This window comes from Arthrobacter sp. K410C (genome assembly GCF_059090105.1).
Genome location: NZ_JBNHFJ010000003.1, coordinates 170536 through 183866 on the forward strand (window position 1 = coordinate 170536; position 13331 = coordinate 183866).

General features: G+C 66.3%; 13 protein-coding genes and 1 pseudogene. 6 read left to right on the forward strand and 8 right to left on the reverse strand.

Going from position 1 to position 13331, the window contains the following annotated elements:
- Window positions 1-44: 44 nt before the first annotated feature.
- Window positions 45-1898, reverse strand: coding sequence for a glycoside hydrolase family 15 protein (locus AC5RU7_RS07530; protein WP_494051745.1), 1854 nt, complete (start codon window positions 1896-1898; stop codon window positions 45-47).
- A 71-nt stretch (window positions 1899-1969) separates the two neighbouring features.
- Between AC5RU7_RS07530 and AC5RU7_RS07535 the strand changes: the two genes are divergently transcribed.
- Together AC5RU7_RS07535 and AC5RU7_RS07540 are read left to right on the forward strand one after the other, a co-directional pair.
- Window positions 1970-2701 (forward strand): DUF72 domain-containing protein, encoded by a 732-nt coding sequence (locus AC5RU7_RS07535; protein WP_494051746.1) that lies wholly within the window; start codon window positions 1970-1972, stop codon window positions 2699-2701.
- A gap of 79 nt (window positions 2702-2780) precedes the next feature.
- A complete protein-coding gene (locus AC5RU7_RS07540; protein WP_494009482.1) occupies window positions 2781-3887 on the forward strand; it encodes an App1 family protein phosphatidate phosphatase in 1107 nt (368 codons plus the stop codon).
- 40 nt (window positions 3888-3927) lie between these two features.
- On the opposite strand, the pseudogene AC5RU7_RS07545 reads toward AC5RU7_RS07540, so the two are convergent.
- A pseudogene (locus AC5RU7_RS07545) lies at window positions 3928-4639 on the reverse strand (IS5 family transposase); the annotation flags it as partial.
- Here AC5RU7_RS07545 and AC5RU7_RS07550 point away from each other — a divergent pair.
- The 3 genes from AC5RU7_RS07550 (at window position 4611) to AC5RU7_RS07560 (ending at window position 7112) form a co-directional block, all read left to right on the forward strand.
- Window positions 4611-5342, forward strand: a complete 732-nt coding sequence (locus tag AC5RU7_RS07550; RefSeq protein ID WP_494051747.1) for a hypothetical protein — start codon at window positions 4611-4613, stop codon at window positions 5340-5342. The pseudogene AC5RU7_RS07545 and the gene AC5RU7_RS07550 overlap by 29 nt on opposite strands.
- A gap of 608 nt (window positions 5343-5950) precedes the next feature.
- On the forward strand, window positions 5951-6232 hold the full coding sequence (locus AC5RU7_RS07555) for a hypothetical protein (RefSeq protein WP_494051748.1): 282 nt from the start codon (window positions 5951-5953) through the stop codon (window positions 6230-6232).
- Between the two features lie 289 nt (window positions 6233-6521).
- Window positions 6522-7112: a transposase gene (locus tag AC5RU7_RS07560; protein ID WP_494051749.1), complete on the forward strand. Its 591-nt coding sequence runs from the start codon at window positions 6522-6524 to the stop codon at window positions 7110-7112.
- Window positions 7113-7135: 23 nt separating this feature from the next.
- Here AC5RU7_RS07560 and AC5RU7_RS07565 read toward each other — a convergent pair whose 3' ends face one another.
- The 4 genes from AC5RU7_RS07565 to AC5RU7_RS07580 form a co-directional block, all read right to left on the reverse strand.
- Window positions 7136-8683, reverse strand: coding sequence for a glycoside hydrolase family 1 protein (locus tag AC5RU7_RS07565; protein ID WP_494051750.1), 1548 nt, complete (start codon window positions 8681-8683; stop codon window positions 7136-7138).
- A gap of 116 nt (window positions 8684-8799) precedes the next feature.
- Window positions 8800-9177 carry a hypothetical protein gene (locus AC5RU7_RS07570; RefSeq protein WP_494051751.1) on the reverse strand — a complete coding sequence of 126 codons (378 nt, stop codon included), beginning with the start codon at window positions 9175-9177 and terminating at the stop codon, window positions 8800-8802.
- 81 nt (window positions 9178-9258) lie between these two features.
- Window positions 9259-9582: a J domain-containing protein gene (locus AC5RU7_RS07575; protein ID WP_494009485.1), complete on the reverse strand. Its 324-nt coding sequence runs from the start codon at window positions 9580-9582 to the stop codon at window positions 9259-9261.
- A 112-nt stretch (window positions 9583-9694) separates the two neighbouring features.
- Window positions 9695-10120, reverse strand: coding sequence for an Hsp20/alpha crystallin family protein (locus AC5RU7_RS07580; protein ID WP_494009902.1), 426 nt, complete (start codon window positions 10118-10120; stop codon window positions 9695-9697).
- Window positions 10121-10258: 138 nt separating this feature from the next.
- On the opposite strand from AC5RU7_RS07580, the gene AC5RU7_RS07585 reads away from it, so the two are divergent.
- Window positions 10259-10576, forward strand: coding sequence for a MerR family transcriptional regulator (locus AC5RU7_RS07585; protein ID WP_494051752.1), 318 nt, complete (start codon window positions 10259-10261; stop codon window positions 10574-10576).
- A gap of 10 nt (window positions 10577-10586) precedes the next feature.
- On the opposite strand, the gene AC5RU7_RS07590 is transcribed toward AC5RU7_RS07585, so the two are convergent.
- Both AC5RU7_RS07590 and AC5RU7_RS07595 read right to left on the reverse strand, forming a co-directional pair.
- On the reverse strand, window positions 10587-11408 hold the full coding sequence (locus AC5RU7_RS07590; protein ID WP_494051753.1) for a phosphatase PAP2 family protein: 822 nt from the start codon (window positions 11406-11408) through the stop codon (window positions 10587-10589).
- A 73-nt stretch (window positions 11409-11481) separates the two neighbouring features.
- Entirely contained in the window at window positions 11482-13305 is a 1824-nt protein-coding gene (locus AC5RU7_RS07595) for a S8 family serine peptidase (RefSeq protein WP_494051754.1), read from the reverse strand.
- Window positions 13306-13331 lie beyond the last annotated feature (26 nt).

The following is a 13331-nucleotide window of genomic DNA, read 5'->3' on the forward strand; positions in this document are numbered from 1 at the left end:
CACTGTGCTTTTTGGAGCACTCCATGAGGTGTTAGTAAGTATACTTATCTATTCTGCGAAGGAGAAGCCGTACCCCTGTCGGCGCCGCCTCTGCGCCGTTCCGCCGATTCCGGCGGAATGGGGGTATCACTCCGGCGAACCGTATCCTGATGCAGCTCCAAAGCGCTAGTCACAAGGGCGAAGTGGCTGAAAGCCTGGGGAGTATTACCCAGCTGGCGGCCGGCCTTGACCGCCCACTCCTCGCTCAGCAGCCCCACATCGTTCCGCAGTTCCAGCAGGCGTTCGAAAAGCTGCCTGGATTCCTCCTGCCGGCCCGCCCCCAGGAGCGCCTCCACCAGCCAGAAGGAGCAGGCCAGGAACACGCCCTCGTCGCCCGGAAGCCCGTCGTCGCTCTCGGCCGGACGGTAGCGCAGCACAAAGCCGCCTTCGGTGAGCTCGCGCTGGATGGCCTCGATGGTTCCGATGACCCGCGGATCGTCCGGCGGCAGGAACCCCACCCGCGGGATCAGCAGGAGGCTGGCGTCCAGCTCCGGCCTGCCGTAGGACTGGACGAACGTGTTGCGGGCGGCGTCGAATCCGTTGGCCATGACGTCGCGGTGGATGGTGTCCCGCAGGGTTTCCCACCGCTCCACGGGGCCGGGCAGCCCGGATTCGCGGACACCTTTTACCATCCGGTCCGCGGCCACCCAGGCCATCACCTTGGAATGCGTGAAGTGCCGGCGCGGGCCGCGCATCTCCCACAGCCCGTTGTCCGGCTGGTCCCAGATGGTCTCCAGGTGCGCCATCAGGGCGCACTGCAGGTCCCAGGCCTCGTCCGTGTGCTTGAGCAGCGAGTTGCGGGTCAGCGCCAGGCAGTCCAGCACCTCACCCCAGACATCCAGCTGCAGCTGTTCCGCGGCACCATTCCCGATCCGGACCGGTGAAGAGTTTTCGTAGCCTTTCAGCCAGGACAGCTCCATTTCGGGGAGCCGCCGTTCGCCGTGGATCCCGTACATGATCTGCAGGTCCGCGGGGTCGCCGGCAACGGCGCGCAGCAGCCAGTCCCGCCACGCGGCTGCTTCGGCGCTGTATCCGGCCGCAAGGAGCGCCTGGAGCGTCATCGTGGCGTCCCGCAGCCAGCAGTACCGGTAGTCCCAGTTGCGCGGGCCGCCCAGCTGCTCCGGCAGGGACGTGGTCACAGCTGCCACAATTCCACCGGTCGGCGCGTAGGTCAGCGCCTTCAGGGTAACCAGGGAGCGCAGCACGGCCTCCTGGTATTCGCCTTTGACGGTGCACTGCGAAGCCCAGCCACGCCAGAAGGCATAGGTGGTGGCCAGGACCTTCTCCGCGTCCACGGTGTGGGGCCGGCCCACATGGCTGGGCGCCCAGGTCAGCACGAACGGGATCCGCTCCCCCGCGCTGACGGTGAACTCGCTGATGGTGTGCATGTTCTCGCTTTGGAGGGGCGCGGGGGTGACGAAGTAGACGGCATCCGGGCCCGCGATGGCATGCAGCCCGTACTTGTCCCGGCGGACCCAGGGAATGATGTGGCCGTAATCGAACCGCATGACCAGTTCGCCGCGCATCTTCACGCTGCCGCTGACGCCTTCGACGATGCGGACGATGTCCGCCACCGCGTCACGGGGCGGCATGAAGTCGGTGACCCGCACCGTCCCCTCGGGGGTCTCCCACTCCGTTTCGAGGATCAGGGTGCCGTCGCGGTAGCCCCGCCGCGTGCAGGGCCCCCCGTCCTTCGGCGCCAAAAGCCAGCGGCCGGCGTCGGGCGTGTCCAGCAGCGCGCTGAAGCAGGCGGGGGAATCGAAGCGGGGCAGGCACAGCCAGTCGATGGAGCCCTCGTTGCTCACCAGGGCACCGGTCTGCAGGTCCCCCACCACCGCGTAATCCTCTATTCGCGCCATGACTTTACCCTGCCACAGTGGCGCCCTTCCGGGGGCCCGTTGAAAGGCACAATTCGGTGTAGCCTGCAGGGGTGGCAGTCCATATCGGCACGTCAGGGTGGAGCTACGACCACTGGGAGAACGTCCTGTACCCGCCCCGGCTCCCGGTGAAGGACAGGCTCCAGCACTATGTCGCGCGCTTCAACACCGTCGAGCTCAACGCCAGCTTCTACCGCTGGCCCAGGGACACCACCTTCGCCGGCTGGAACCGGCGCCTGCCCCCGGGTTTCAGCATGTCGGTCAAGGCTCCCCGCGGCCTTACCCATGCCCGGAAGCTCTACTCCCCCGAGGTGTGGCTGGAGCGGATCGAACGCTGCTGGCATGAACTGGGCGACAAACGGGCGGTCCTGCTGGTCCAGCTGCCGCCGCAGATGGAACGCGACGATGCCCGGCTGGACTACTTCCTGGCGGCGGTTCCGCCCTGGATCCGGGTCTCCGTGGAATTCCGCCACCCCACCTGGGACAGCCCGGAGGTATTCGCGCTGCTGGAACGGCACCAGGCCGCCTACTGCATCATGAGCGGCGCCAACCTGCCCTGCCTCCTGCGCACCACGGCCCCGTTCGCCTACGTCCGGCTGCACGGGCCGGACCACCAGCACCTCTACGCAGGCTCCTACTCCGACGCGGACCTGCACTGGTGGGCGGACCGGATCCGCGGATGGGCGGCAGACGGCCTCGATGTCTACGCCTATTTCAATAACGACGGCGGCGGCAACGCAGTGCGGAACGCGGAGACCCTGCGCGGCATCCTTGGCACGGGTTGACGCCGCAGGGCAGCGCCACGGAGCGGCGTTAGGTTACCACGGCCTCCTCGCCGGCGGCGCCCTGTGGCAGAGTGGAGCCATGGACACCGCTCCGCAGGACTCGCACCGGAACCCCGCCAACCCTTCCAGCCAGGACATGGACAATCGGCTTGGACCGTCAGGCAACCAGGTTTTCCGCCTGGCCCACCGGATCTCCGACGCCTTCAACGGGGTCCGGATCAAGCTGGCCAGGCGCTGGAAGTTCGTACCCCAGACCATCGCCTACCAGGGTTACGGGTCCACCACCCTGGTCCGGGTGCTGGGCAGGGTCCTGATGACGCAAAAGCCGCTCCCGGGCAGCAAGGCCGAAACCGCTGCAAAGAACGGTAACCAGAACATCCGCGGCTGGCGGGCGTTCACCGGTGTGCCGCTGCAGTTCATCGACGTCGAAATCACCATTGGCGATGTTGTCACCCACGTGCGTGCGGACCGGGGCGGGATCATTGACACCGAAGTCAGCGTCCAGCTGTCTCCCGGCTGGCACACCGCCGTGCTGCGGGCCGAAGGGACCGAGCCCGCCGAGGCCCTTATCCAGGTGATCGCCCCCGACGTGAAATTCGGCATCGTTTCGGACATTGACGACACCGTCATGGTGACGGCCCTGCCCCGCCCGTTCCTGGCCCTCTGGAACACCTTCGTGCTCAGCGAGCGGGCCCGTATGGCTACCCCCGGCATGGCAGTCCTGCTGGACCGGCTGACCATTGAACACCCCGACGCGCCGGTGGTGTACCTGTCCACCGGCCCATGGAACGCTGCTCCCACCCTGGCACGGTTCCTCAACCGCAACATGTACCCGAAGGGGGCCCTGCTGCTGACGGACTGGGGCCTGACCCAGGACCGCTGGTTCCGCAGCGGGCAGGAGCACAAGCGCCGCAACCTGGAACGGCTGAGCAAGGAGTTTCCGGACATGCAGTGGCTCCTGATCGGAGACAACGGCCAGCATGACGAAGCCATCTATTCGGGCTTTGCCAGCGATAACCCGGACAAGGTGGCGGCCATTGCCATCCGCCAGCTCTCCGTCAGCGAGTCCGTGTTTGCCGGCGGCCACTCGGAGGACGGCGACCACACCGCTTCCAAGGTCCCGTGGATCTACTCCCCGGACGGCGCCGGAATGGCCAAGCAGCTGACCATGCTGGGAATGCTCTGAAACCGGCGCAGGCCTAGGGCGTGTCTCCTAAAGCTGTCAGTCAGATGCTGATTGCTCTTAGAACGGCTCCTCTGCGGTAGGTGAGTGCGAGTTTGTCGTACCGCGTTGCCAAGGCCCGCCACTGCTTGAAGATGTTGAAGTTCCGTTCGACGACGTTGCGGCCTTTGTAGTCCTCTTTGTCGAAGGCCGGAGGTCGGCCGCCAGTGGAACCCCGTCGTTTTCGATGACCGATCTGATCGGCTGGTTGCGGGATGACAGCCAGGATGCCGCGGTCGCGGAGGTGAGTCCGGATCGCCCGAGATGAGTAGGCCTTGTCGCCGCGGACACGGTCCGGGCGGGTCCGTGGCCTGCCCGGACCGGCGCGGTTGATCTTCAACTGGTTCATCAGGTGGGTGAACATTGGAGCGTCTCCGCCCTGCCCGGGGGCGACCAGCAGCACCAATGGCCGGCCTTTGCCATCAACCAGGGCGTGGATCTTCGTGCTCAATCCGCCGCGGGAGCGGCCAATCGCATGATCGCCTGGTTCATCAAACAGATTCATGTAATTCGACGGGGCCCCCTGTGGTGCGGGGAAGGTTGGTGCCGTGCTGGTGGGCGCGATTCACAGTCGAGTCGACCGAGACCGACCAGTCCACTTCCCCGCGGGCGTCGGCTTCCGTGAACAGTCCGGCCAAAATCTTGTCCCAGGTTCCGTCGCCGCTGTAGCGGCGGTGACGTTTCCAAATGGTCTGCCACGGGCCGAACTCGGCCGGCGTCGCCACCGTCCGGATCCAATACGCCCCCGCCGGAACAACGAGATGGACCACAGCCTGCACCGTCACCGCCGCCCCCTACACCTGCAACTGGGACACCCGTACCGTCCCCGACGGGCTCTACGACCTCCGGGCCATCCTCACCGACGGAGCCGGGAGGGAGACCATCTCCGCTACCGTGGCCGCACGCAGGGTTGACAACAGCCCGCTGCGCGGAACCGACATCCAGACCACGAACGGGTCCGGGACTGAGGGGAGGCTCGATGCCGGGGATACCATGACCTTCACCTACAGTCAGCAGGCCAATTCCGCCACCGTATCCCCCGGCTGGAACGGCGCGGCCCTGCCCGTCACGCTGCGCCTGCGCGACGGGAACCTCCTGGGCCTGGGCAACAACGGCGACACCGTGGACATCCAACGCCAGAACAGCACCGTGAACCTCAACCAGAACTACGCCAAGAGCCGCAAGACGACCGTGTTCAACGCCACCATGACCGCCGCCACAGCCACCATCAACGGAGCCCAACGCACCATCATCACCGTGACCCTGGGCAGCGTCGCCAGCGGAGCCACGGGCCTGCGGACCGTGACGTCGGCAGCCACCATGGTCTGGAGCCCCACCGCCGCGGTCACCAGCATGGCAGGCACCCCCTCCTCAACAGCACCGGCCAACGAACCGGGCACCCTGGATCGAGAGTTCTAGCCACCTCAATCGACTGCGCTTTACAGTCAGTCAGGTCCCCATAGGGGGACAGCCAGCCATTCCGACTCACCTCCAAGAACTTCCGAGTTCCCCTAGGTAGGGCTCCTCAAGGTCTCGCCTCTCGATGGCTGCTGAGTGCGCTTCTGCCAGCTAAGGATGGGGCAACAACCCGGCACGGCCCTGATCGGCGGATGGCTGGCAAACGGAGGTGCCAGCCGACCAGAGCCTGCCCTAGGCTCCGTGAGCGCGGAAGAACCTGTTCGCTCGGATATGCGGAGGTATGAGAAATCGTCAAGGTACGACGCTTTGCTGACCCCCTGTTGGTACCAGCGGCAGCGACGTATACTGCACGCGAGGGTCGAGTTTTTGGTCTCGGACTCCTCGCCTCATCTAGGGGGCCAGACGCACCGCGGCACCGCCCCAAGGTAATAGCCGGTGCTTCAGCACCGGCGACGAGATCAAGGATCAATTATGCGCAAATTTTTTAGTTCCGCAGCTGTCGCCGGACTCCTGTTTACTGCTCTGGCCGTCATCGCACCGGCCGCCAGCGCCGCTCCAATCACCTGTCCGGGTGGGCACACGGTTACAAAGGTAGCCGGCGGTTGGGAGTGCCAGAACTCACAGGAAAAGGGAACCAGGTCCGAGCAACCGAGGAACGACAAGTTCGACAAGAACAAGTTCTAGACGACCGTTCCAACGTTTCACAGAAGGCCGTCTCCACGGAGGCGGCCTTCCTTCTGCGCCAAGTCATCGCCGCGCCGACTGCATACACCGCAGTAGCCGAGAACCCCGGAAAGTACCCGGCCAGGAAGCAGCGCTCACCAGATCAGCCCTACTGGTTTGTCACGGTCCGGCTCGGCGTGGCAATGATCGAAGCCGTTCTGACGTGATGGACCAGACAAGAGCCGGAGCGGGGCACCGATGAGAGGGTGATCGAAGCATGAAGGACCCGCAGAACCGGGACGGCGAGCAGCTGCGGCCGGGGCTGTCCGAATGGGCTCGGTTCCATCGCCGGGCGCTGGACTGATGGGGTCACTTGCGGCAGCCCGGCATGCCCGTAGTGTGGCTCGCAATTGTGCCTCATAAAGCAGCCGAATCTTCCGGGCTGCAGGAACTCGCGATCCGCTGGGGGCACCCGGCCTGCTGGGCGCTCCTAGGGCGTGTCTCCTAAATCCTCGGATGGTTGTCCGGGATGCTTGGTTGGTGTCTCGTACTTCTGTTTTGACTGATGGTCAGTGGGCCCGCATTCAGCCGTTGTTGCCCTCCTCTGATGGTCGTCGGGGTCGTCCTTTCCGGGACGACCGACGGGTGGTGGAGGGCATCATTTACCGGTATCGGTGCGGGCTAGCTTGGCGCGATGTGCCGGCCATTGGTGCTGCTGGTAGCCCCCGGGCAGGGCGGAGACGCTCCAATGTTCACCACCTGATGAACCAGTTGAAGATCAACCGCGCCGGTCCGGGCAGGCCACGGACCCGCCCGGACCGTGTCCGCGGCGACAAGGCCTACTCATCTCGGGCGATCCGGACCCACCTCCGCGACCGCGGCATCCTGGCTGTCATCCCGCAACCAGCCGATCAGATCGGTCATCGAAAACGACGGGGTTCCACTGGCGGCCGACCTCCGGCCTTCGACAAAGAGGACTACAAAGGCCGCAACGTCGTCGAACGGAACTTCAACATCTTCAAGCAGTGGCGGGCCTTGGCAACGCAGTACGACAAACTCGCACTCACCTACCGCAGAGGAGCCGTTCTAAGAGCAATCAGCATCTGACTGACAGCTTTAGGAGACACGCCCTAGGCGCTGGCACCCAGCGGGGACAGGCCGTCGTCGGGCGCTTCCGCTTCAAACTCCTCCGGCACCAAGGCCTGCGCTATGGCAGCACCTGCCGCCACGGCCAGGTCGCGTTCCTCGATCAGCTCCTGGAGCCAGAAGTACGAGGCCTTCGGCGTCCGCTCCAGCGTCTCGAAGTCCACGTGCAGGAGCCCGAACGGCTGGTTGTAGCCAGCGGACCACTCGAAGTTGTCCAGCAGTGACCAGACGTAGTAGCCGCGCAGGTCCACGGACTCCGCCTCGCCGCCCGGGGAGGTTGCCCGCAGCGCCGTTTCCAGGTGGTCCGAGAGGTATTTCAGCCGGCGCTCATCCGGGATGAACCGGGTGTTGGTGGACCTGTCCCGGACAATGATGTCCTCGAAGCTGGCACCGCCCTCGGTAAGGATCACCGGCGGCAGGTTGGGGTACCGCTCGGCCATCTCCTTCAGGGCCACCGCCATGTACTCCGGCTTCACCGGCCAGCCGTAGGACGTGATGTCCGCCTCCGGCCAGGTCTCCACGTGGAAGGGGGTGCCGCCGCTGCCGGCCGCGCTGAGGTCGCTGCCCATGGCTTCGGCCATGCTCGCGGGCACCGCGCCGCCGCCCGGGCCCACCGCCACCTTGGTGGGCATGTAGTAGTTGAGGCCGTAGAAATCCAGCGGCTGGGAAATGACTGCCATGTCCTCCTCCGGGTGGTCGAAGGAGGAGAAGAACTTTGCGGCCCGGATCAGGTCTGGATACTTGCCGGTGAGCACGGGGTCCGCGTAGAGCCGGTTCTGGGCCAGGTCCATCAGCCCGGCACTGATGCGGTCCAGCGGGTTGATCGAGTTGGGGACCATGGGTGAGTAGACATTGGCCATGCCGATCTCGCCCGCAACCTTGGCGGCCCGCAGAGCCTGCATGGCCAAACCGTGCCCCAGCAGCTGGTGGTGGACAGTGGGAAAGGCACCCAGGAGCAACTCCTTGCCCGGTGAGTGCAGACCCAGCGAGTAGCCGTTGGTGCTGACCGTGGCGGGTTCGTTGATGGTGACCCACCGGGCCACCCGGTCACCGAAGGCATCGGCCAGGATCCCGGCGTACTCCCCCAGCCGGTAGGCGGTGTCCCGGTTCAGCCAGCCGTCCGCCTCGTCCAGCGCCAGCGGGGTGTCCCAGTGGTAGATAGTGGCCATGGGCGAAATGCCATTGGCCAGCAACTCGTCGAGGAGCTTGTCGTAGAAAGCCAGGCCCGCTTTGTTGGCTGGCCCGCTCCCTGTGGGCTGGATGCGCGGCCACGCGAACGAAAACCGGTACGAATCCACGCCAAGCTGCTTCATCAGGGCAACGTCCTGGGGCATCCGGTGGTAGTGGTCGCAGGCAACCACCGGGCTGTGGTCCTCCACGATGGCGCCGGGCTTGGCGGCAAACACGTCCCAGCCGGCGGGTCCGCGGCCGTCCTCGTCCAGTGCCCCTTCGATCTGGAACGCAGCGGTGGCAACACCCAGCGTGAACCCCGGGGGGATGAGTGCTGCGAGTTCCTTGGCGGTGATGTGCATGGGGCGGGCCTTCGTCACGGTCGAATAAGTACGTCTCAGGATGGCATACAGTAAGCCTGCTGACGAGCAGGCCTGCCCCCGGCGCGAAACGTTGCCGCAGCCGCCGCAGCCAGCAACTACTGGGATCCGAAGATGAACTCCTTGGCGTGCGCCACGGCCTTGCGGAAAGCGTCATTGCGGAGCGTCACCAGATGTTCCGGTCCGCCGTCCGCGGGTTCCAGGTAGCCGGTATAGCCGGGCCGGAGGACCCAGATGTCCCCGCCAGGCGGCAGGTAGAACACGCCAAACGACCTTTGCTGCTTCTCCTCGGCCGTCCACACCGGCACCACGGCCAGCGCCGCACCCGTGGCCGGATTGATCCATTGCGCCCGGGGCAGGGGTTCCTCATGCGCTTCCGGGTCGAGGAAAGGTGCCGTCCCAACACCCCACCGCTGCTCGAAGCGCTCATGGAATGCCGGAATCAGGTGTGAATCGTAGCGCCGCCAATCGCTCATGCAGGTCTCCGCCTCCTCGCGGTTTTCGTTGCTGCCGTTTTTCCGTTGGTGACACCCGGAACGCTGCCTGCACGCCGTTTGCTAGGACCAGGGCCCGCTCTCCCAGCGGACGGGGGTAACCCTGAATGCAGGTTCGGAGGCGCCGCCGCGGGCGGGCACTTTCCGCACGGGAATCACCCGCGGACCGGAGGCCGCCTGCTGTTTGTCGTAGGCGGCGCGCCGCTGCGGATTGCGCAGCACACTGAACGCCTGCATGATCCGCAGCAGTTCGCCTTCCGGGTCACTGGCGCCCTCCATGTCGGGATGGTGGCTGCGCATCAGGGCCCGGTAGGCCCTGGATATTTCTTGCTGGCTGGCGTCCGGGCGGACGTGCAGGGTGGCGTAGTAATCGGGAGTGTCAGTCATCTTGGCCCTCCGCACCGGCGGCGCCTGGGCACGAAAGGCCCGGGTGCCGCCGTTCGGACATGGACTTCACCGCCAGGGCGGCGCCGTGCGCGTGCCTGGCGGTATTCGGGAGCTAGGTTGAGATCTGCTGCCTCTGGCCCTGCTGCGTGTCGATCTCGATCTTGCGCGGCTTTGCCTGCTCGGCGACGGGAATGCGCAGGGTCAGGACACCTTGGTCGTAGCTTGCCTTGATGTTGTCCGTGTTCAGCGTGTCGCCGAGGATCAGCTGGCGGCTGAAGACACCGCGGGGACGCTCCGCAGCCACCAGCTCAACGTTCGGCTGCGTGGGGTCCTGGCGCTCGGCCCGGACGGTGAGGACGTTGCGTTCGACATTGAGGTCCAGCGAGTCAACCTTGACACCCGGGAGGTCAAATGCCACAACGAATTCACCGTCTTCCTGCCAGGCGTCCATGGGCATGGCAGCCGGGCGGGCGGCGGTTCCAAAGACCTGCTGCGTGAGCCGGTCCAGCTCGCGGAACGGGTCCGTGCGCATCAACATCATTTTTCCCACTCCTTCAGCTTGTAAGTGTTGGATCGGTTCTGTATCCCCCGCCGATCTATGGTGGTGGATATAGATTTTTTATAGCACCCGTGGGAAACTGAGGCAATACCGCCGCACGACGATTTTGGAGGCCCCATGGCAGACGGAGCAGGACGGGCGCCGCGCCCAGCCAGCGGGCGTGCGCTCTACGCCATTTCGGTTGCGGCCAAGCTGGCGGGGACGGGCCAGCAGAACATCCGGTTGTACGAGACCAAGGGATTGCTGACCCCGTCCCGGACCGCGGGTGGCACCCGCCAGTACAGCGACGGCGACATCGCCGTGCTGCTGCGCATTGGCGAACTCCTGGAACAGGGCCTGAACCTTGCAGGCGTGGCCAAGGTGCTGGAACTGGAGGCTGCCAACGTGAAACTCCACCGCGCCCTGAAGCGGGCCCGGTCCCGGCCGCCCGCCTGAATAGGCGGGGCTACTCGCCCTGCGTCTCCGCCTTGGACAGCTCCCCGGTGATCCGCTCCCCCGGGATCCGCGCAGTCCGCCAGGTGTCCACGGCAATCACTCCGCCCAGGATGATGAGCGAGAGGGAGACCGAGGCGAGTGCATCGCTGAGCCAGTGGTACCCCAGGTACAGCCGGCTCAGCGCCGCCAGGACAATGCCGAAGCCCGCCCCAATAAAGCCCCATACCGCAGCGCGGGTGTTTTTCCGCCGGGAGAAGATCAGGAAGGCACCCACCAGCAGGAAGTCGCATGCCCCCAGGACGTGGCCGGAGGGGAACGAAAAAGTGTGGTCGATGCCAAAGAGCATCTGGTCCACGGGTGGCCGCGAGCGTCGGACGACCTGGAGGATGATCTGCGAGACGATGACGCCCGTCAGCATCGCGGAGGCCAGCAGGATGGGCCGCCAGGCATGCTTGGCGGCGAAGCCCCACGCGAGAACGACTACCAGGATGATGATGGGAAGGGCGATGGGCCCGAACACCACGGCCAGGAAGATCATGATGACCGTCAGGGTGTTGGACCTCAGGCCGAGCAGCCAGTCGCGGACCGGGCCATCTGCCGCGGAGAGCCCGTCCGCCTGCAGCACGCTGATGAGGGTGGCCACGAAGAGCGCCACGCCGGCAGTCACGAGGATGACAGCCGCCCGGTAGAGGCCCCGCCGGTCGGCAGGATCCAGGTAGCGTTCCTCCACCACGAACTTGTCGTGGAAGGCCCGCCACTTGCCGGCGTGCTTCCCAGTTCTTCCGGAAGCTGTTCCGTAGCCTGCTGGTTCCTGCTGTGCCACTGTGCCCATCCCTGCGCCGTGAAGATTGCCTTGGGTGAAGATTATCCCCGCAGGGCGGGATAATCCCCTAACCCTTCCCGGCCTAGAACGAGCCGGTGGTGAACTGCCAGGTGCGGGTGGCCAGCTGGTTTCCGGCCAGGTCGCGGACGGCCGTCCCGCCGCCGGTGACCGTCACTGTGTACTTGGTTTTGGCGGCCAGTGCCTGCTGTGGGTCCAGGATCCACTGGTTGGTGGTGCCGTTCCGGAAAACGGTGGCCGGTACCACGGCCCCCGTGGCGGAGTTCTTCACGGTGAAGGTGGTGCCGTTGACGCCCTGGACCGCCTCACTGAAGCTCACGCTGATGTTGTTGCCGCGGCGCACCAGTGAAGCATTGCTGCCCGGGGTGGTGCCGGTAACCACCGGGGCCGGTCCGGTCAGGAAGCTCCAGCTGGCGGAGGCCAGCGGGGTTCCGGCTGCATCCCTGATGGCGGCGGAGCCACCCACCAGCGAAGCCGTGTACACGGTGTCGGCGGCGAGGCTGGCAGAGGGGTCCAGGGTGGCGGTCCGGGTGGTGGCGTTGTAGGTAACGGTGGCGGGAATGCTGCTGCCAGCCGCGTTCTTGAGCACGAAGGTGGCCGCTGAGACGCCCTGCACTGCAGTGCTGAAGGTGGCCGTCACGTTGCTGCCGGTCCCCACCGAGGTGGCGTTCGCACCGGGAGCAATGGCCGTGACTGTGGGTGCAGGAGCGGGCGCGGGAGCAGGAGCTGGCGCGGGCGCGGCAGCCACGGTGCCGGCGTACAGCAGCCGGTTCGGGGTTCCGCCGGTGGCGCCGGTGATGACGCCGGCGGTCGCGTTGGACACGAGTGAACCGGCTACCTGGGCCGGGGTGAGGGCCGGGTTCTGCGAGAGCAGCACGGCGGCAGCGCCGGCAGCGTGGGGCGCGGCCATGGATGTACCGGACATGGAGGCCGTTGCCGTGGCGGAGGTGTAGTACGTGGACGTTATGCCCACGCCTGGGGCGTACAGGTCCACGCAGGAGCCGTAGTTGGAGAAGGACGCCTGCCGGTCTGCCGAATCGCTGGCAGCCACGGTGACGGCCGCGGACACCCGTGCGGGTGAACTGCCGCACGCGTCCACGGCGGAGTTGCCGGCGGCAACCACTGCGGAGACGCCGTCGTTCATCACTGCCTGGATGGCCGTGTCCACCGCCGTGCTGGCGGGGCCGCCGAGGCTGAGGTTGGCCACCGCCGGCACGCCTGCCGGGTGGTGGGCCGCGATCCAGTCCAGTCCGGCCACCACGTCCGAGTTGTAGCCGGAGCCCTTGCAGTCGAGCACCCGGACGGGCACCACGGTTGCCGCCTTTGCCACGCCATAGGTGGATCCCGCCACAGTTCCGGCGACGTGGGTGCCGTGGCCGTTGCAGTCGCCGGAGCCCAGGCCGTCAGTCACCGCGCTCCAGCCTGCGGCCACACGGCCGCCGAAATCGGCGTGGGAGGCCAGGACGCCGGTGTCCACCACGTAGGCGGTCACACCGGTCCCGGCAGCGGTCCACGAGTAGGATCCGGACAGCGGCAGGCCGCGCTGGTCCACCCGGTCAAGGCCCCAGGGCGAAGGCTGCTGGGTGCCGGAGATGCTGACGGGGGCGTCCGCCTCCACCGACAGGACGCGGCCGGACCGGGCCAGCGCCTCGGCCTGGGCGGGGTTGGCCGTGATCACCGCGCCCCGGAGCGCGTTTTTGAAGGTATGGCCGACGGCGAGCCCTTGCCCGCGCAGGTTTGCCGCCTCGGCTTCCACATTGGCATTCGCCGCGAACTGGACGATGTAGCGGCCCGCGGTGCCCGCGTCCTCTTTGGGTACCGCTGCGGCGGGGACGGACGTGGCAGTCAGGGCGACGGCTGAGACCAGTGCTGCGGCTGCGGACAGCACAAAAGATGGGGTGCGAATTTTGGGGT

Excerpts from the sequence above, each read along its gene's own strand:
- AC5RU7_RS07530 (WP_494051745.1), bottom strand. The coding sequence starts at position 1,898 with ATGGCGCGAATAGAGGATTACGCGGTGGTGGGGGACCTGCAGACCGGT.
- AC5RU7_RS07540 (WP_494009482.1), top strand. The coding sequence starts at position 2,781 with ATGGACACCGCTCCGCAGGACTCGCACCGGAACCCCGCCAACCCTTCC.
- AC5RU7_RS07550 (WP_494051747.1), top strand. The coding sequence starts at position 4,611 with ATGGTCTGCCACGGGCCGAACTCGGCCGGCGTCGCCACCGTCCGGATC.
- AC5RU7_RS07560 (WP_494051749.1), top strand. The coding sequence starts at position 6,522 with ATGGTTGTCCGGGATGCTTGGTTGGTGTCTCGTACTTCTGTTTTGACT.
- AC5RU7_RS07565 (WP_494051750.1), bottom strand. The coding sequence starts at position 8,683 with ATGCACATCACCGCCAAGGAACTCGCAGCACTCATCCCCCCGGGGTTC.
- AC5RU7_RS07570 (WP_494051751.1), bottom strand. The coding sequence starts at position 9,177 with ATGAGCGATTGGCGGCGCTACGATTCACACCTGATTCCGGCATTCCAT.
- AC5RU7_RS07575 (WP_494009485.1), bottom strand. The coding sequence starts at position 9,582 with ATGACTGACACTCCCGATTACTACGCCACCCTGCACGTCCGCCCGGAC.
- AC5RU7_RS07580 (WP_494009902.1), bottom strand. The coding sequence starts at position 10,120 with ATGTTGATGCGCACGGACCCGTTCCGCGAGCTGGACCGGCTCACGCAG.
- AC5RU7_RS07585 (WP_494051752.1), top strand. The coding sequence starts at position 10,259 with ATGGCAGACGGAGCAGGACGGGCGCCGCGCCCAGCCAGCGGGCGTGCG.
- AC5RU7_RS07590 (WP_494051753.1), bottom strand. The coding sequence starts at position 11,408 with ATGGGCACAGTGGCACAGCAGGAACCAGCAGGCTACGGAACAGCTTCC.